General features: G+C 64.0%; 16 protein-coding genes and 6 pseudogenes (1 of these 22 only partly in view). 12 read left to right on the forward strand and 10 right to left on the reverse strand.

Translation table 11 applies throughout. From position 1 onward, the window contains the following. Window positions 1–7: 7 nt before the first annotated feature. From DD542_RS22955 to DD542_RS22980, 5 genes and pseudogenes are all read left to right on the forward strand, one after another. A pseudogene (locus DD542_RS22955) lies at window positions 8–247 on the forward strand (IS21 family transposase); the annotation flags it as partial. 236 nt (window positions 248–483) lie between these two features. Beyond that, a pseudogene (locus DD542_RS24080) lies at window positions 484–2,133 on the forward strand (DNA translocase FtsK); the annotation flags it as partial. A 451-nt stretch (window positions 2,134–2,584) separates the two neighbouring features. Further along, on the forward strand, window positions 2,585–3,454 hold the full coding sequence (locus tag DD542_RS24085; protein ID WP_127807485.1) for a sugar ABC transporter permease: 870 nt from the start codon (window positions 2,585–2,587) through the stop codon (window positions 3,452–3,454). A gap of 14 nt (window positions 3,455–3,468) precedes the next feature. Continuing rightward, entirely contained in the window at window positions 3,469–4,281 is an 813-nt protein-coding gene (locus DD542_RS22975) for a carbohydrate ABC transporter permease (RefSeq protein ID WP_115668936.1), read from the forward strand. Between the two features lie 17 nt (window positions 4,282–4,298). Beyond that, entirely contained in the window at window positions 4,299–4,580 is a 282-nt protein-coding gene (locus tag DD542_RS22980; RefSeq protein ID WP_115668935.1) for a DUF2160 domain-containing protein, read from the forward strand. On the opposite strand, the gene DD542_RS22985 is transcribed toward DD542_RS22980, so the two are convergent. The 5 genes from DD542_RS22985 to DD542_RS23000 form a co-directional block, all read right to left on the reverse strand. Next, complete coding sequence (locus DD542_RS22985; RefSeq protein WP_241559630.1) at window positions 4,483–5,127, reverse strand: F0F1 ATP synthase subunit gamma; 645 nt, start codon at window positions 5,125–5,127, stop codon at window positions 4,483–4,485. The two genes, DD542_RS22980 and DD542_RS22985, sit on opposite strands and share 98 nt — an antisense overlap. Before the next feature lie 29 nt (window positions 5,128–5,156). Continuing rightward, window positions 5,157–6,686 (reverse strand): F0F1 ATP synthase subunit alpha, encoded by a 1,530-nt coding sequence (atpA, locus tag DD542_RS22990; protein WP_127807192.1) that lies wholly within the window; start codon window positions 6,684–6,686, stop codon window positions 5,157–5,159. Window positions 6,687–6,927: 241 nt separating this feature from the next. Then, on the reverse strand, window positions 6,928–7,062 hold the full coding sequence (locus DD542_RS24250) for a hypothetical protein (protein WP_277750660.1): 135 nt from the start codon (window positions 7,060–7,062) through the stop codon (window positions 6,928–6,930). Window positions 7,063–7,155: 93 nt separating this feature from the next. Then, on the reverse strand, window positions 7,156–8,472 hold the full coding sequence (locus tag DD542_RS22995; RefSeq protein ID WP_127807193.1) for a type II toxin-antitoxin system HipA family toxin: 1,317 nt from the start codon (window positions 8,470–8,472) through the stop codon (window positions 7,156–7,158). A 1-nt stretch (window position 8,473) separates the two neighbouring features. Beyond that, the gene (locus DD542_RS23000) at window positions 8,474–8,710 is read right to left on the reverse strand and encodes a helix-turn-helix transcriptional regulator (RefSeq protein ID WP_127807194.1); all 237 of its coding nucleotides are present in this window, start codon (window positions 8,708–8,710) and stop codon (window positions 8,474–8,476) included. 34 nt (window positions 8,711–8,744) lie between these two features. Between DD542_RS23000 and DD542_RS23005 the strand changes: the two genes are divergently transcribed. The 6 genes and pseudogenes from DD542_RS23005 to DD542_RS23030 all read left to right on the forward strand — a co-directional run bounded on the left by DD542_RS23005 (window position 8,745) and on the right by DD542_RS23030 (window position 13,173). Beyond that, window positions 8,745–9,893 carry an isovaleryl-CoA dehydrogenase gene (locus DD542_RS23005; RefSeq protein ID WP_127807195.1) on the forward strand — a complete coding sequence of 383 codons (1,149 nt, stop codon included), beginning with the start codon at window positions 8,745–8,747 and terminating at the stop codon, window positions 9,891–9,893. Between the two features lie 41 nt (window positions 9,894–9,934). Further along, window positions 9,935–10,813, forward strand: a pseudogene (locus DD542_RS23010) (carboxyl transferase domain-containing protein); the annotation flags it as partial. Beyond that, window positions 10,810–11,223: pseudogene (locus DD542_RS23015) on the forward strand (sulfate ABC transporter substrate-binding protein); the annotation flags it as partial. The pseudogenes DD542_RS23010 and DD542_RS23015, both read left to right, overlap by 4 nt. A gap of 114 nt (window positions 11,224–11,337) precedes the next feature. Then, entirely contained in the window at window positions 11,338–12,174 is an 837-nt protein-coding gene (gene cysT / locus DD542_RS23020; protein WP_347232062.1) for a sulfate ABC transporter permease subunit CysT, read from the forward strand. Further along, window positions 12,164–12,820 (forward strand): annotated as a pseudogene (locus DD542_RS23025) (sulfate ABC transporter permease subunit); the annotation flags it as partial. The gene cysT and the pseudogene DD542_RS23025, both read left to right, overlap by 11 nt. Before the next feature lie 95 nt (window positions 12,821–12,915). After that, window positions 12,916–13,173 carry a DUF1150 family protein gene (locus tag DD542_RS23030; protein ID WP_115668636.1) on the forward strand — a complete coding sequence of 86 codons (258 nt, stop codon included), beginning with the start codon at window positions 12,916–12,918 and terminating at the stop codon, window positions 13,171–13,173. 9 nt (window positions 13,174–13,182) lie between these two features. On the opposite strand, the gene trmB is transcribed toward DD542_RS23030, so the two are convergent. Together trmB and metK are read right to left on the reverse strand one after the other, a co-directional pair. Next, entirely contained in the window at window positions 13,183–13,884 is a 702-nt protein-coding gene (trmB, locus tag DD542_RS23035; protein ID WP_127807198.1) for a tRNA (guanosine(46)-N7)-methyltransferase TrmB, read from the reverse strand. Window positions 13,885–13,888: 4 nt separating this feature from the next. Beyond that, a pseudogene (metK, locus tag DD542_RS23040) lies at window positions 13,889–14,743 on the reverse strand (methionine adenosyltransferase); the annotation flags it as partial. Window positions 14,744–14,823: 80 nt separating this feature from the next. Here metK and DD542_RS23755 point away from each other — a divergent pair. Further along, complete coding sequence (locus tag DD542_RS23755; RefSeq protein WP_206610845.1) at window positions 14,824–15,243, forward strand: hypothetical protein; 420 nt, start codon at window positions 14,824–14,826, stop codon at window positions 15,241–15,243. An 11-nt stretch (window positions 15,244–15,254) separates the two neighbouring features. Here DD542_RS23755 and hslU read toward each other — a convergent pair whose 3' ends face one another. From hslU to DD542_RS23060, 3 genes are all read right to left on the reverse strand, one after another. Further along, window positions 15,255–16,562, reverse strand: coding sequence for an ATP-dependent protease ATPase subunit HslU (hslU, locus tag DD542_RS23050; protein ID WP_127807199.1), 1,308 nt, complete (start codon window positions 16,560–16,562; stop codon window positions 15,255–15,257). A 32-nt stretch (window positions 16,563–16,594) separates the two neighbouring features. Next, window positions 16,595–17,464, reverse strand: coding sequence for a LacI family DNA-binding transcriptional regulator (locus DD542_RS23055; protein WP_127807200.1), 870 nt, complete (start codon window positions 17,462–17,464; stop codon window positions 16,595–16,597). 165 nt (window positions 17,465–17,629) lie between these two features. Beyond that, a protein-coding gene (locus tag DD542_RS23060) for an MFS transporter (protein WP_206610715.1) crosses the window boundary here: on the reverse strand, window positions 17,630–17,634 show its end. The gene runs 631 nt beyond the window's last position; only the last 5 of its 636 coding nucleotides appear in the window; its start codon lies beyond the right edge, outside the window; its stop codon occupies window positions 17,630–17,632.

The following is a 17,634-nucleotide window of genomic DNA, read 5'->3' on the forward strand; positions in this document are numbered from 1 at the left end:
TGCGCTCAGCCGACGGCGGATCTGGCTGGACGCACGTGAGCAGCGCTTTGCCACCCTGGACGAACTCAACGCCTGGCTGGGCGAACGCTGCAAGGCCCTGTGGTCCGAGCTGCGTCACCCCGAACACAAGGCCTTCAGCGTGGCCGAGATGCTCGATCTCGAGCGCGAGCACCTCATGCCCATGCCCGTGGCCTTCGACGGCTACGTGCAGGAGTTCAGCCGCGTCAGCAGCACCTGCCTGGTAACGCCCTGCTTCCGGTGCTCGCCTGGTCGCTGGCGCTGATCACCGGGCGTCCGCTGTCGCGCATTCCCGCGCGCCTCGGAGCCTGGGCCGTCGGCTCGATCGTCGCCTCCGCCGTGGTCGGCTGCTTCCCCCCGCCCGCCACCTGGCCGATCCCCAATGGCATCGGCGGCGTGTTCGGCGACATGATCCTGCGCTTTCCGGGCCTGTTCATCGGCGCCTATCCGACCGGCACGTTTTCCATGGTGCTGGGAATCATTCTCGCCGTTCCGGCCGCCTGGCTGCTGCTGTTCGCCACCGGCCTGATCGGCCGCGAAAGCATCGACGAACCCGCAGCGCAAACCGTTGCGGCCAAGCGCCAGAAGGCCGCGCCGGCACCGGTCGACGACGAGGAGGAAGACGACCGCGAAGGCCCCATCGCCCTTGCGCTCGGCGTCATCGCCCACAACTGGTATACGATCCGCGCCCGCAGCCGCCGCCTGCTCGGCCTCAAGCCCAAGGAACGCACCTCGCGTTTCGAGCAGCCCTATGATTTCAACGAGGACGAGTTCGGCACGCTGAACGAGCCGGTGCGGCCGAAGGCGCCGACGCCGCTCGAGCGCCGCGAACCCTCGCTCGAACCCGCCCCGCTCGCCACCGGCCGCGTCGCCCCGCCGTCGCGCCACATCGTTTCGCCACCGCCGATCAGCGGCGATCTGGACGACAACTTCGACGACGACGTGGACCTGGACATCGACGACCTGCCGCGCCCTGCCGGCATCCTGCCGGACGACGGCTGGACGCCGAAACCGGCCGCACGCGCAGCCGCCGGCGGCCAGGACACGCCCCGTGTCGTCGCGCCGGCGCCACGGCCAAAGCCCGGCGCGCGTGTCGATCGCGATGCCCAGGGCTCGCTGCTGCGGCCCGATGGCTTCCAGCTGCCCTCCGTCCATCTACTGGCAGAGCCGAAGGCCGTCGCCCGCGACGCCACGCTGTCGGCCGACGCGCTCGAGCAAAATGCCCGCATGCTCGAAGGCGTGCTGGAGGATTTCGGCGTCAAGGGCGAGATCATCCAGGTCCGCCCCGGCCCGGTCGTCACCCTCTACGAACTGGAACCGGCACCCGGCATCAAGTCGTCGCGCGTCATCGGCCTGGCCGACGACATCGCCCGTTCGATGAGCGCGATCGCCGCCCGCGTCGCCGTCGTTCCCGGCCGCAACGCCATCGGCATCGAATTGCCGAACCAGAGGCGCGAGACCGTCTATCTGCGCGAACTGATCGGCAGCCAGGACTTCGATGGCAACAAGGCCAAGCTCGCCATCGCGCTCGGTAAGACCATCGGCGGCGAGCCGGTGGTGGTCGACCTCGCCAAGATGCCCCACCTTCTGGTCGCCGGTACCACCGGCTCCGGTAAATCGGTCGCCATCAACACCTTCATCCTGTCGCTGGTCTACCGGCTCGCGCCGGAAAAATGCCGGCTGATCATGATCGACCCGAAAATGCTCGAACTGTCGGTCTATGACGGCATTCCGCATCTGCTCTCGCCGGTGGTCACCGACCCGAAGAAGGCCGTCGTGGCGCTGAAATGGGCGGTGCGCGAGATGGAAGAGCGCTACAAGAAGATGTCGAAGATCGGCGTGCGCAACATCGACGGCTTCAACAGCCGCGTCGAACAGGCGATCGCCAAGGGCGAGATCCTGACCCGCACGGTGCAGACCGGCTTCGACCGCCAGACCGGCGAGGCGATCTACGAAACCGAGGAATTCGATCTCCAGCCTATCCCCTATATCGTCGTCATCATCGACGAAATGGCCGACCTCATGATGGTTGCCGGCAAGGACATCGAAGGCGCGGTCCAGCGGCTCGCCCAGATGGCGCGCGCCGCCGGCATCCACGTCATCATGGCCACACAGCGCCCCTCGGTCGACGTCATCACCGGCACGATCAAGGCCAACTTCCCGACCCGCATCTCGTTCCAGGTGACATCCAAGATCGACAGCCGCACGATCCTGGGCGAGCAGGGCGGTGAACAACTGCTCGGCATGGGCGACATGCTCTACATGGCCGGCGGCGGCCGCATCCAGCGCGTCCACGGCCCCTTTGTTTCCGACAGCGAGGTCGAAGAGATCGTCGCCTACTTGAAAACCCAAGGTTCGCCCCAATATCTGGAAGCGATCACCGTCGACGAGGACGAAGACGAGGATGGCGGCGGACCGGCCGGCACCGCCAACAGTTCTGCGGCCATCCACTGTCGATCGTCGCGCCCGAGGACACCGAAATCCCGAGCGAGGCACGTGTCACTTTCGATCCCCAAGCCATCGGTATCTATGCCGACAGCTGGCGCGTCGGACAGGAGGGCTGAGAATGGAAAAGACCTTCAACAACAAGGCCTGGTTCCTGGTCCTTCCGGTTCTGCTGCTGGTGGCCTTTTCGGCCGTCATCCCGCTGATGACCGTGGTCAATTATTCGGTGCAGGACACTTTCGGCGACAACAAGTTCTTCTGGGCCGGCACCGACTGGTTCACGGAAATACTGTCTTCCGACCGCTTCTGGAATGCGCTCGGCCGCAACCTGATCTTCTCCATGGTGATCCTCGCCATCGAGGTGCCGCTCGGCATCCTGATCGCCCTCAACATGCCGAAGAAGGGGCTGGGCGTGCCCGTCTGCCTCGTGTTGATGGCGCTGCCGCTGCTCATTCCGTGGAACGTGGTCGGCACCATCTGGCAGGTCTTCGGTCGCGTCGACATCGGTTTCCTTGGCCACTACCTGACCGTACTCGGCATCGACTACAACTATACGCAGGATCCGGTCGATGCCTGGGTGACGGTCATCGTCATGGACGTCTGGCACTGGACCAGCCTCGTCGTGCTGCTGTGCTATGCCGGCCTCGTCTCTATCCCGGACGCCTATTACCAGGCCGCCAAGATCGACGGCGCCTCGCGCTTCTCGGTTTTCCGCTACATCCAGCTGCCGAAGATGAAGCGCGTGCTTCTGATCGCCGTGCTGCTGCGCTTCATGGATAGCTTCATGATCTATACCGAGCCCTTCGTCGTCACCGGTGGCGGCCCGGGCAACTCGACGACCTTCCTGTCGATCGATCTGGTCAAGATGGCGGTCGGCCAGTTCGACCTTGGCCCGGCGGCTGCCATGTCGATCATCTACTTCCTGATCATCCTGCTCATGTCGTGGATCTTCTACACGGTCATGACCAGCCACGACGCCCAGGCCAAGTGAGGGGGAATGAGAAGATGAACCACGACAAGAGCCGCTTCTCCTTCCTCATTCCGACGGTCTACATCGTCTTCCTGCTGCTGCCGATCTACTGGCTGGTCAACATGAGCTTCAAGGAAAACAACGAGATCCTCGGGGCATTCTCGCTATTTCCGCAGCACCCGACGCTCAGGAACTACATGGTGATCTTCACCGACCCGTCCTGGTACAACGGCTATATCAACTCGATCATCTACGTGGTGATGAACACGGTGATCTCGGTCGCGGCGGCCTTGCCGGCGGCCTATGCCTTCTCGCGCTACCGCTTCCTCGGCGACAAGCACCTGTTCTTCTGGCTGCTCACCAACCGCATGGCGCCGCCGGCCGTGTTCGCGCTGCCCTTCTTCCAGCTCTATTCCGCCTTCGGCCTGATCGACACGCATATCGCCGTGGCGCTGGCGCATTGCCTCTTCAACGTGCCGCTGGCGGTCTGGATTCTCGAGGGCTTCATGTCGGGCGTGCCCAAGGAGATCGACGAGACGGCCTATATCGACGGCTATTCCTTCCCGCGCTTCTTCGTGAAGATCTTCATGCCGCTGATTGCCAGCGGAATCGGCGTCGCCGCCTTCTTCTGCTTCATGTTCTCCTGGGTCGAACTGCTGATCGCCCGCACGCTGACCACGACCGACGCCAAGCCGATCGCCGCTACCATGACCCGCACGGTCTCGGCCTCGGGCATGGACTGGGGCGTGCTGGCGGCGGCCGGCGTGCTCACCATCATCCCGGGTGCGCTCGTCATCTATTTCGTCCGCAACTACATCGCCAAGGGCTTTGCCCTGGGCCGCGTCTAAGGAAAGGGAGGCTCAAGATGGACTTCTCGTGGATGGCATGGACCCTGCCGACGGCGCTGTTCTTCATCGGCATCTTCACGCTGATCGCCTGCATGGCGGTCTGGGAGTACTTCTCGCCGGGCGGCAATCCCCGCATCGGCGTGCTGCGGTTCGAAACGACGCGAGGCGATCGTTTGTTCATCTCGCTGCTCGGATCCGCATTCATTCATCTCGCATGGTTAGGGCTGGGAGGTCCGAACCTGTGGTGGGCTCTTGCCTTGTCGGTGGTCTACGCGATCGGCGTATTCCGTTTCGTCTGACGGACTTGAATTCCGAATAGAACAGGGTCGCAACGTCGAACTCGCCCTTGTCGAACATCGAGATGACCTTGCGGCCGATCGTGTCGGCATTCTCGAAAGCGACGCGCTTAACTTCGCGAAGGTCGGTGCGCTCGACAATGTTGGCGGCGAACTCGCGACGCAGGCTGTCATAGCCCTTCTTGCCGACGCAGAAGATCTTGACGGTCTTGCCGGCGGCCAGAAGCTTGCGCGCATGGTCACGGGCGAAGCGGGCGATCTGCGAATTGAAACCGCCGCAAAGGCCGCGCTCGGCAGTGCAGACGATGAGCAGGTGCACATCGTCCTTGCCGGTCCCGGTCATCAGCCGGGGTGCGCTGTCGTCGCTGCCGACCGCCTGGGCGATATTGGCAAGGACGGCACCCATGCGCTGCGAATAGGGACGAGCGGCCTCGGCCGCCTCCTGCGCACGACGCAGCTTCGCCGCGGCGACCATTTTCATCGCCTTGGTGATTTTCTGCGTCGCCTTGACGGAGGCGATCCGGTTTTTCAGATCCTTAAGTGAAGGCATCCGTTATCCGTCCTTGGCTTGAGGCCCGATTACGCGAAAGACTTGGCGAACTGATCCAGAGCAGCCTTGAGCTTGCCCTTGGTGTCGTCGCTGATGGCTTTCTCCGTGCGGATGGCGTCGAGAATGGCCTTGCCTTCCGAGCGAAGGTAGGAAAGCAGACCCTGCTCGAACTTGCCGATCTGGTTGACGGCGACCTTGTCGAGGTAACCGTTGACGCCGGCGAAGATCACGGCAACCTGTTCTTCCGTCTTCAGCGGCGAGAACTGCGGCTGCTTCAGGAGTTCGGTCAGGCGTGCACCGCGGTTCAGCAGGCGCTGCGTCGACGCATCCAGGTCGGAACCGAACTGGGCGAAGGCGGCCATTTCGCGATACTGGGCAAGCTCGCCCTTGATCGAGCCGGCAACCTGCTTCATCGCCTTGACCTGAGCGGCCGAACCAACGCGCGAAACCGACAGACCGACGTTAACGGCCGGACGAATGCCCTGATAGAACAGGTCGGTTTCAAGGAAGATCTGGCCGTCGGTGATCGAGATCACGTTGGTCGGAATGAAGGCCGAAACGTCGTTACCCTGGGTTTCGATGACCGGCAGTGCGGTCAGCGAACCGGCGCCACGTTCGTCGGAGAGCTTTGCAGCGCGCTCGAGCAGACGCGAATGCAGGTAGAAGACGTCGCCCGGATAAGCTTCGCGGCCCGGCGGGCGGCGCAGCAGCAGCGACATCTGGCGGTAAGCGACGGCCTGCTTGGAAAGGTCGTCGTAGCCGATCAGCGCGTGCTGGCCGTTGTCACGGAAGTATTCGCCCATGGCGCAGCCAGCGAACGGCGCGATGTACTGCATCGGAGCCGGATCGGAAGCCGTTGCGGCAACGATGATCGAGTACTTGAGCGCGCCGCGCTCTTCGAGAACCTTGACGAACTGGGCAACCGTCGAACGCTTCTGGCCGATTGCGACGTAGACGCAATAGAGCTTTTCCGAGTCCGGGCCATTGTCGTGAATGGCCTTCTGGTTGAGGATCGTGTCGAGAATGATGGCGGTCTTGCCGGTCTGGCGGTCACCGATGACCAGCTCGCGCTGGCCGCGGCCGACCGGAATCAGAGCGTCGATGGCCTTGAGGCCGGTCGACATCGGCTCATGAACCGACTTGCGCGGAATGATGCCCGGAGCCTTGACGTCGACGCGCGAGCGCTTCGCAGCGTTGATCGGGCCCTTGCCGTCGATCGGATTGCCGAGCGCGTCGACGACGCGGCCGAGCAGTTCGGGACCGACCGGAACGTCGACGATGGCGCCGGTCCGCTTGACGGTGTCGCCTTCCTTGATGTCACGGTCCGAACCGAAGATAACGACGCCGACATTGTCGGCTTCGAGGTTCAGCGCCATGCCACGGATGCCACCGGGGAACTCGACCATTTCGCCGGCCTGGACATTGTCGAGGCCGTAGACGCGGGCAATACCGTCACCGACGGAGAGCACCTGGCCAACTTCGGAGACTTCCGCCTCTTTGCCGAAGTTTTTGATTTGATCTTTCAGAATTGCGGAAATTTCTGAGCAGCTGATCCACATCCCATCGCAGGCCCGGCTCCAGGCTGGTGGACGGGGCCGATTGGTTTTCGGGCTCCATGGCGGGTCGCAGTGCGGTGGCGGGTGCCAGCTCCCAGCGAACAAGGGACCGGTACACAAAGCCGAACTTTCCCAGCGACACACGGGCGTTGATCAGTCGCATGAACACCAGGCGCAGCCACAGCTGGCGTGCGTCTGCCTTGAAATTTTTGCTGCATGCCCTCATGACCGCCAGCAGATCCAGTCAGTCCGGTTCTTCGCCCTCTTCCGCGAGCAACAGGCTTCGGGCGGACAGGTAGGGCTTTCGACCGCCATCCGCGTCCCGATCCGATCGCTGGGTGATCAGCACCGTCGCGTTGCACAGGTTCTTCAGCGCCATGTCCACCACCCGGATGCCCACTTCCCGGGCCAGCTGAGCGATGAGGCAGAGCAGGCCGCTTTGGCGTCTGGAAAGGACGCGGTGACCCCTGGCTCAGGAATCTGAATCGGTTGCGGTGCTGGGCATGGCCAGACGGCGCAGGGTGGTGGCGCAGCGGTCATCAATGAGCTTGCCGATCTGCGCAATGACGGCGTGCTGGTGGCCCTGCCCGGCCAGTTGGGCCTGGGTCTGGTAGGCCCGTTCGGGCAGGCGCTCGGCGGCGCGCTTGAGGGCCTTTTTCACCTGGGCGGGTGACAGCCCGGCTTCGCTGGCGAACTGCGCCCAATGTCGGGGGTAGAGCTCGGTAAAACGGTACTTGCTGCCGATCTTCATGGCCATGCGGTCGGACAGATCAGGGTAGGCTGCGGTGCAGAGCGCGTCGTACATAGGAGCCAGCACTGCGCCAAGCGGGGTGTAGAGCAGTGAGAAGTTCTTGGCGTGGGCGTCGTGGTTGCCGATGAGGGCGTTGAACAGCACGAAGTCCAGCAGCTTGATGAGCTGGGGCGCGCTGGGGCGGGTGGCGCTGCGCACCAGGGCGAAGGCCTGGGTCAAGTCGGGGCCACCCTCGTTCTGGTATTTCAGCTCGGGCGGTACGCCCAGGGCCTGGCAAAAGTCTTCCTGGTGCAGGCGTTGTGTGGCTGCTGGCGTTTGCTGGGCGTTGGACGGCTGGACGGCCAGACGGTCGTAGCGTTGAACGAGCAGAAATGGCTGGTCCTGCACGCGGCGGATCTCGGTGGGCGCGGCATCGAGCCCGATGGCCCGCGCGAGCGCCATGCAAAAGCCCTCGTTGTAGACGCTGCCCTCGATGCCCTGAATGGTCGGCTTGAGGATGTGGGTGCTGGGAGAACCGAACAAGGGCAGACCGATGCGGTCGCCCTGCACCACCACGGGCAGCTTGTCTTGCGCACCCGCCAGCGACAGGCGCAGGTCGCCGTCGCCCGCCAGCATGGGCCTGCGCGGCATGTCGCCCAGCAGCTTGAGCAGGTCGGCATCGTCCAGCCAACGCACAGCGTTGGGAACCGTGGCGTCGACGGGCGCCTGCCCGGGCTCCAGCAGGGTGACAGCGCCCGCGCATTCACCGCCGATGCCGTCGAGCAGGGCAAAGTCATTCTGACGGGAGACGCCCAGCGCCTGCGCCACGAGCCGGCGCTTGTCGCCCTCGGGCAGCAGGCCCGCGAAGAAAGGGCGCGTGGCGCGGTCGTCGAATTCGTCCGCCTGCAGCGGCAGCGATTGGGACAGGGGCGTGGCGTGGTCGCTGGCCAGCCATTCGGACCGGTAGCGGAACGCGAGACGCCCTTCGGCCTGGGTGAGGGTGCCGATGAGGGTGCCCGGGTGAGCGCCTGTCAGCCAGACATCGAGTTGACGGACCATGTCAGACCCCCTCGCTCGGGGTGGGCAGGCCATCGACCTGCAGCTCGCCACCCAGGGCGTGCAGCACGCGCAGCACGCTTTCGAAGCGCACGGTGGGTTTGCCGGCTTCCAGCTCGACGATGAAGCGCACGCCAACCCCGGCCGTCAGGGCGAGCTGGGGCTGGGTGAGCTGCAGCTGTTTGCGCGCGCGGCGCACGGCCTGGCCGAGAGAGGTGGGAGAGTCGATGCGGGCGGCCATAGAAATTTCCTGATCGGGGCATTATGTATAGACTATGCGCTTCGATCTTGGAGAGGACGTCAGCGCCCTTCGCGACACCGTGCACGCCTGGGCGCAGGACAGGCTGAAGCCTATCGCCGCCGACGTGGATCGAGCCAACAGTTTCCCCAATGCGCTCTGGAAGGAGATGGGGGAGCTCGGCCTGCATGGCATTACGGTGAGCGAGGATTATGGCGGCGCAGGTATGGGCTATCTGGCTCACACCGTGGCGGTGGAAGAAATCGCCCGCGCCTCGGCTTCGATCAGCCTGTCTTATGGCGCCCATTCCAACCTGTGCATCAACCAGATCAAGCTGAACGGCAGCGATGCGCAGAAGCGGAATTATCTGCCAGGCCTGGTCTCCGGCGCGCATGTGGGCGCGCTTGCCATGTCCGAGCCCGGCGCCGGTTCCGACGTCGTTTCGATGAAGCTGAGGGCCGAAAAGCGCAACAGCGCCTATGTGCTGAAGGGCAACAAGTACTGGATCACCAACGGGCCGGATGCCGATGTTCTGGTGGTCTATGCCAAGACCGATCCTGACGCCGGCTCGAAGGGCATCACAGCCTTCATCGTTGAAAAGAGCATGAAGGGGTTCTCCACCAGCCCGCATTTCGACAAGCTCGGCATGCGTGGTTCCAATACCGCCGAGCTCATTTTCGATGACGTCGAAGTGCCCTTCGACAATGTGCTTGGCGAAGAGGGCCGGGGCGTGCGCGTCCTGATGTCGGGCCTGGATTTCGAGCGTGTGGTGCTCGCCGGCATCGGACTTGGCATCATGGCCGCCTGTCTCGACGAGGTGATGCCCTATGTGGCGACGCGCGAGCAGTTCGGCCAGCCCATCGGCAATTTCCAGCTGATGCAGGGCAAGATCGCCGACATGTATGTCGCTCTCAATACCGCTCGCGCCTATGTCTATGAAGTGGCCAAGGCCTGTGATCGCGGCGAGGTGACGCGGCAGGATGCGGCGGGTGCCGTGCTTTACGCCAGCGAGCAGGCCATGGTGCAGGCCCATCAGGCCGTGCAGGCGCTGGGGGGAGCCGGCTTCTTGCAAGACAGCGTGGTAAGCCGGCTGTTCCGCGATGCCAAGCTGATGGAAATCGGTGCCGGCACATCCGAAATCCGCCGCATGCTGATCGGTCGCGAACTGATGGCATCCATGGCCTGATTCTGCATTGTCTGCAGGGCACGTTCACGGCAGGAGGGCCGATGAAACTGAAATCCGACCATATTCCGGGATCCGAAAGCGCGAAGAAGAACCGCGCCGCGCATCTTGGCCTTCTGGAGGAGATCCGCGCGGCTGCTGCACTTGCCGCAGAGGGGGGCGGCGAGGAAGCGCGCAAACGCCACGCAGCGCGTGGCAAGATGCTGCCCCGCGAGCGCCTCGCCAATCTTCTCGATGCCGGCTCGCCCTTCCTGGAAATCGGCGCGACGGCTGCCCACGGCATGTATCACGGTGCGGCACCGGCTGCGGGTCTGATCGCCGGCGTGGGCCGGGTCGAGGGTCAGGAAGTCATGATCGTCGCCAATGATGCGACGGTAAAGGGTGGCACCTATTATCCGATGACGGTGAAGAAGCATCTGCGCGCGCAGGAGATCGCCGAAGCTTCTCACCTCCCCTGTGTCTACCTGGTCGATAGCGGCGGCGCCAACCTGCCGAACCAGGACGAGGTCTTCCCGGACCGCGACCATTTCGGCCGCATTTTCTTCAACCAGGCGCAGATGAGCGCCAAGGGCATCGCCCAGGTCGCCGTCGTCATGGGGTCGTGCACGGCGGGCGGTGCTTACGTGCCGGCCATGTCGGACGTGTCGATCATCGTGCGGGACCAGGGCACCATCTTTCTGGCTGGCCCGCCACTGGTCAAGGCGGCGACCGGCGAAGTGGTGAGTGCCGAGGATCTGGGCGGCGGCGATGTCCACACCCGGCTCTCAGGTGTGGCCGATTATCTGGCGGAGGACGATGCCCATGCGCTGGCACTTGCCCGCCGCGCCATCGCAAATCTCAATCGTCAGAGGCCGACAAGCGTCCAGTGGCAAGCGCCGGAAGATCCGGCCTTTGACCCCGACGAGTTGCTGGAGGTCGTACCACCTTTGCCCAGCGCCAGATCGGCGACGTGCTGCTCGCCTGGGAAAACGAGGCCTATCTGGCCGGTGCCGAATTCGGCGCCGACACCTTCGAAATCGTTGCGCCGCCGCAGTCGATCCTCGCCGAACCGCCGGTCGCCGTCGTCGACGGCAATGTCGATGCCAAGGGCACGCGCAAGGTCGCAGAAGCCTATCTTCAGTACCTCTATTCGGAAGAGGGCCAGAGGATCGCGGTGAAGCACTTCTACCGCCCCTCCAAGCCGGAACTGGTGGCTGCGGAAGACCTCGCCAAATTCGCCAAGATCGATCTCGTGACGATCGACGATCCGATCTTCGGCGGCTGGGCCAAGGTGCAGCCCGCCCACTTCGCTGATGGCGGCATCTTCGACCAGATCTACAAGCCGGCCCGATAGCCGACCGTCCATCCGCCGGACAAGCCCCGACCTCGCGATGAGGCCGGGGCTTGTCGCAGGCGCAATTCGCGGCATTATGGACAACGGGACACGGGAATGACGACAGGACGAACCATGAAGAACTGGCGCCAACCGAGCATCCTGCCGGGCTTCGGTCTTACGCTCGGCTACACGATCTTCTATCTCACGGTGATCATCCTGATCCCGCTGGTGGGCCTGGTCTGGCGCTCCGCCTCGCTCGGCTGGGAGGAGTTCTTCGCCATCGCCACCGATGAGCGCACCGTGCTCGCGCTGAAGGTAAGCTTCGGCTCGGCGCTGGCAGCCGGCGCCATCAATGCCGTGTTCGGTGTCATCGTCGCCTGGGTGCTGGTGCGCTATGATTTCCCCGGCCGCCGCCTGCTCGATGCGGTGGTCGACCTGCCCTTCGCCCTGCCGACCGCCGTCGCCGGCATCTCGCTCGCCGCCCTCTATGCGCCGAACGGTTGGGTCGGCTCGCTGCTTGCGCCGCTCGGCATCAAGATCGCCTTTACCCCGGTCGGCATTGTCGTGGCGCTCGTCTTCGTCGGCCTGCCCTTTGTCGTGCGCACCGTCCAGCCGGTGATGGAGGAGCTCGACCGCGAGGTCGAGGAGGCCTCGGCCACGCTCGGCGCCACCCGGTTCCAGACGCTGCGCATGGTCGTCCTTCCGGCGCTGACGCCGGCGATCCTCACCGGATTTGCGCTCGCCTTCGCCCGCGGCGTCGGCGAATACGGCTCGGTCATCTTCATCGCCGGCAACATCCCTTACGTCTCGGAGATCGCGCCGCTTCTGATCGTCATCCGATTGGAGGAGTTCAACTATGCCGGCGCCACCGCGATTGCCTGCATCATGCTGGTGATCTCTTTTGCCATGCTGCTGTTCATCAACCTTCTGCAGATGTGGAGCCGCAGGAGATATGCCAATGTCCGCTGAGTCCGCCTCCATGGCCAAGCCGCGTTTCCGCGACGCCTCGACCGAAAGCCCGCTGGCCCGCTTCTCGCTGATGGCCGTGGCACTCGCCTTCATGGCCTTCGTTCTGCTGCTGCCGCTCGTCCTGGTCTTCATCGAGGCCTTCCGCGAGGGCGTTCCCGCCTTTTTCGAGGCGCTCGGCGATCCGGATACGCTCTCGGCAATCCAGTTGACCCTGACGGTCGCGGCGATCGCCGTACCGCTCAACCTGGTCTTCGGCGTGGCCGCCGCCTGGGCGATCGCCAAGTTCGAGTTCAAGGGCAAGACCTTCCTGATCACCCTGATCGACCTGCCGTTCTCCATCTCGCCGGTCATTTCCGGCCTGGTCTATGTGCTGCTGTTCGGCTCGCAGAGCCTGCTCGGGCCCTTCCTCAAGAGCTACGGCATCGAGATCCTCTTTGCCGTGCCCGGTATCGTGCTCGCCACCGTCTTCGTCACCTTCCCCTTCGTCGCCCGCGAACTGATCCCGCTGATGCAGGAACAGGGCACCGGCGACGAGGAGGCGGCGCTGTCGCTCGGCGCCAGCGGCTGGCAGACCTTCTGGTACGTGACGCTGCCCAATATCAAATGGGGCCTGCTCTACGGCGTGCTGCTCTGCAACGCCCGCGCTGAGGCGAAAGTGGTGCGAAAAATTAACATTTCCGCTGCACAGTAGGGTTAACGGCATGATCGTGCCGTAGCTCCCTTAAGTGGCGGAGGACCGGAATGTTGATGAGAGAAGTAAACGCGCGTCTTACCCAGTCGGAACTGGCCCATCTCGGTGCCGGCGAAGTGGGATACATCCGCAAGATGCGTTCCGAGGAGGTGTCCCGCTGCTTTCCGGAAGCGCCGGATATCGATCCCAGCCTCGATCTCTGGGCCCTGTTCGGCGCCGACGGTACGCCGATCCTCCTGACCGACAATCGCTCCAGCACCTTCTACAAGGCAGCCGAGGACGAATTGAAGACGGTCAGCCTGCACTGACCTTCGACGTCACGACCTAACGAATGTGAGATAGGCAGAGGCGCGGCCTTCGCGCTTCGCCTTGGCTTCGTAGCGCGTGCCCGGCCACCCGGAGAACGGGGTCCGCCAGTCCGCCGCATTGCGCGCGGTCCATTGGAAGCCGCCATGTCGGCTGCAATGCTGCAGCGTCCAGTTCAGATAGGTATCGATGTCCGAGGCGAAGCAGAACAGGCCGCCAGGCTTCAACACGCGATGGAAACGCTCGAGATTGACCTGCGAGACGAAGCGCCGTTTCCAATGCTTCTTCTTGGGCCAGGGGTCGGGATAGAGCAGGTCGATCTGGTCGATCGAGCCGTCCGGCAGCCAGTCCAGCAGCTGCGTGGCGTCATCGTCATGAACGCGGATATTCTTCAATCCCTCGGCCTCGACCACGGCCAGAAGCTTGGCCATGGAGTTGACGAAGGGCTCGACGCCGATGAATCCGGTCTCGGGATTGGTGCGGGCGCGATGAACGAGATGCTCGCCGCCGCCAAAGCCGATTTCGAGGCGGACCTTATCCACGGCAAGCGGAAAGAGCGACTTGATGTCGACCGGGGCCGGAGAAGCCAGGTCGATCTTCAACGCCGGCAGGAGGGTTTCCATTCGCTCGACCTGCTGGTCGCGCAACGGCTTTCCCTTTCGCCGACCGAAGAAGGCTTCGGTCGACCGTGTCCTGCGTTCCGCTTCCGTCATTCGTTCAAGCCTTGAGAGCATCCTTGAGCGGCTTGACCAGATCGAGCTTCTCCCAGGAGAAGGAGCCGTCACGGCCTGCCTTGCGGCCGAAATGACCGTAAGCCGACGTCTTAGCATAGATCGGCTTGTTCAGGTCAAGATTGCGACGGATGCCCGACGGGGAGAGATCCATGACCTTGCGGATCGCGGCCTCGACCTCGTCCTCGGTGACCTTGCCGGTTCCATGCAGGTCGACATAGATCGACAGCGGCTGGGCGATGCCGATCGCGTAGGAGATCTGGATGGTGCAGCGGTCGGCGAGGCCGGCGGCCACGACGTTCTTGGCGAGGTAACGCGCCGCGTAGGCCGCCGAACGGTCGACCTTGGTGGTGTCCTTGCCGGAGAAGGCGCCGCCGCCATGGGGGGCAGCACCCCCATAGGTGTCGACGATGATCTTGCGGCCGGTCAGGCCGGCGTCGCCGTCCGGGCCGCCGATGACGAACTTGCCGGTCGGGTTGACGTACCACTTGCAGTCATCGGCGATCTTCAGGTCGCCGAGCGCTTCGCGAATATAGGGTTCGACGACCGAGCGGACCTTGTTCGAATCCCAGCTGTCATCGAGATGCTGGGTGGACAGGACGATCGACACCGCTTCGAAGGGCTTGCCGTCGACATAGCGCACGGTCACCTGGCTCTTGGCGTCGGGCCCGAGCTTGGCAGCCTCGCCCTCGCCCTTCTTGCGCGCGGCGGCGAGCAGTTGGAGAATGCGGTGGGCGTAGTAGATCGGCGCCGGCATGAGGTCCGGCGTTTCGCGGCAGGCATAGCCGAACATGATGCCCTGGTCGCCCGCGCCTTCGCTGTTGTCATGGTCGGCGGCCTTGTCGACGCCCTGTTGCCGGCATAGGCCGCCGCCTTGACGTAATAACTCTGCAGGCTGTCATAGGCATCGACGTTGAAGGTATGCTCACCGACGATGGCGCCGACCATGTGGATCGGATCGATGTCGTAGGCCGCCGCGGTCTTCCTGATCTTCGAGCGCAGCCGGTCGTCGGACGCCAGGAGGTCGCGCACCTTCTCGTATTTCAGGTCGAAGGTGGTCTTGCCGGCCTGGGTGCGCCGAACCGAAGCCCCGGGGATCGGCGGCTGCTCGGCATGGCGGTTGCCCTCGGGCACGACACGGAGCGATCCTGCGTTCACACCTGCCGGCGCAAGAACAAGCAGCGCCAGGAAGAATGCCCGAGTAAATCGACCCACGATACCTTCACCCCAAGTTTTCAAAATGCAGATTGCTTTCCGGCGCCACCCATACAGAAGCAAGGCCGTGTTTGTCGACCTTGCCCTGCGTCACATTTACGGCATTCCTTCGACGGAGCCGCTTAATTTTGCCTGCGCTAAAGAATATAGCGCGACAGATCCGCATCGGCGGCGATCTCGCCGACATGCTCGGCGACATAGGCCTGATCGATCATCACCTTCGAACCGCCCCGATCGGGCGCGTTGAACGAGATGTCGTCGAGGACGCGTTCCATCACGGTCTGCAGTCGCCGCGCGCCGATGTTTTCGACCGAGGTGTTGAGCTTGACCGCGACATCGGCCAGCGCATCGATGGCGTCCTCGGTGAAGTCGAGATCGAGTTCCTCGGTCGCCATCAGCGCCTTGTACTGGCGGATGAGGCTCGCTTCGGTCTCGGTCAGGATGCGGCGGAAGTCCTCCTTGGTAAGCGGCTTCAATTCGACGCGGATCGGCAGGCGGCCCTGAAGTTCCGGCAGCAGGTCCGAAGGCTTCGACACATGGAAGGCGCCGGAGGCGATGAAGAGGATATGGTCCGTCTTCACCGGCCCGTACTTGGTCGAGACGGTGGTGCCTTCGACCAGCGGCAGCAGGTCGCGCTGCACGCCTTCGCGCGATACGCCTGCCCCCATGCCACCTTCCCGCGCGGCGATCTTGTCGATCTCGTCGAGGAAGACGATGCCGTCATTCTCGGCCGAGCGGACCGCCTCGCGCTGGATTACCTCATTGTCGATCAGCTTGTCGGACTCGTCGCGGATGAGATCCGCATAGGAGGCCTTGACCGTGGTGCGCACTTTCTTGGTGCGGTTTCCCATCGCCTTGCCGAACATTTCCGACAGGTTGAGGATGCCGACATTGGCGCCCGGCATTCCGGGAACCTCGAAGCCGGGCATGCCGCTGCCGCTGTCGGCGATCTCGATGTCGATCTCCTTGTCGTCCATCTCGCCGGCCCTCAGCTTCCTGCGGAAGCTGTCGCGGGTGGCCGGGGAAGCCGTCGATCCGACCAGCGCATCGAGCACGCGTTCCTCGGCGCCGGCATGGGCCTTGGCCTGGACCTCGGCGCGCTTCTTTTCGCGCACCAGGCCGATGCCGACCTCGACGAGATCGCGGATGATCTGTTCCACGTCGCGGCCGACATAGCCGACCTCGGTGAACTTCGTCGCCTCGACCTTGATGAAGGGGGCGCCGGCAAGCTTGGCAAGACGGCGCGAGATCTCGGTCTTGCCGACGCCGGTCGGGCCGATCATCAGGATGTTCTTCGGCATCACCTCGTCGCGCAGGTCTTCGTCGAGCTGCTGGCGGCGCCAGCGGTTGCGCAGCGCGATCGCCACGGCACGCTTCGCCTCATGCTGTCCGATGATGAAGCGGTCGAGTTCGGATACGATCTCGCGGGGAAAAAAAGTCGTCATGTCGCTTGTTCCAATGGTCGGAGGAAAGAGGATCAGTTGTCGCTGTCGAGCGACTCGACCACGATATTGTCGTTGGTAGGCCGGCGGCGGAGCTCGGCCTTGCGAAGCGCTGCGACCAGACCACGATTGCCGGCGCCCAGGCTGTAGATGCCGAGAATGTCGTCGCGTTGGCGAAACAAATCCGAAAGCAAGCGCTCGACCAGCGCCGGATCGTCCCGCCCCTCGATCTCGTCGAGCAGGGCCAGATGCGGATAATCATTCGCCATGATCGAGCGAAAGCCCTCCAGACGCTCGCGGTGGTCGCGCACCAGCATGGAGCCGGCCAGGACGGCGATCGAACCGCGCCGGTCGCCGACGAAGCGGCCGAGCAGGCTCGCGGCGGTGCGGCCGGCCGCCAGGTTGTCGATGCCGGCATAATGGACCCTTGGCGACGCCGGCAGATCGGAGACCAGGGTCACGACCGGGATGCCCGCATCGACCAGTCGGTCGACAGCACCGGCCACCTCCGGCGCATCGACGGCGACCAGCGCCACGCCGGCCGGCCGGTCGGCCACGAGCGCCTCGAGCATTTCGACAAGCGCCGCCGCATCGAAGGGCGGCACCTTGAGGATGCGGATGTCGGTGCGCTCCGAAGGCGAACGTGTCGCGGCATCGCGCATCGCCGCCTCCAGCTCGCGCATGAAGGAATTGTCGTTGGCCGGCAGGACGAAGGTCAGCGGATAGACGCGGCCCTTGGCCAGATTGGCCGCCGCCACGTCGCGCACGAAGCCGAGCGCGGCCACGGCGCCCTCCACCTTGTCGCGGGTGCGCGCGCTCACACCGGCCCGGCGGTTGAGCACCCGGTCGACGGTGGCGAGGCTGACGCCTGCGGCTGCGGCAATATCGTGGACTGTCGGCTTCATGTCTCCTCCGACCGAAGTCTTAGCGCACGTTCTGAGGTACGTAAATCACTTTTTGAGGTACGTACATCATAGCCTGCTCAAAGAGAAGGACCGTCTCCCCATTGGGGAAACGGTCCTACGCGCTGCGGTGGATTTGCTAAATGGAATTGAGCCCCGAGCCCAGGCTCAGT

The sequence above is a fragment of the Hydrogenophaga sp. NH-16 genome (assembly GCF_004006415.1).
GTDB classification, from domain to species: Bacteria; Pseudomonadota; Gammaproteobacteria; order Burkholderiales; family Burkholderiaceae_C; genus Hydrogenophaga; species Hydrogenophaga pseudoflava.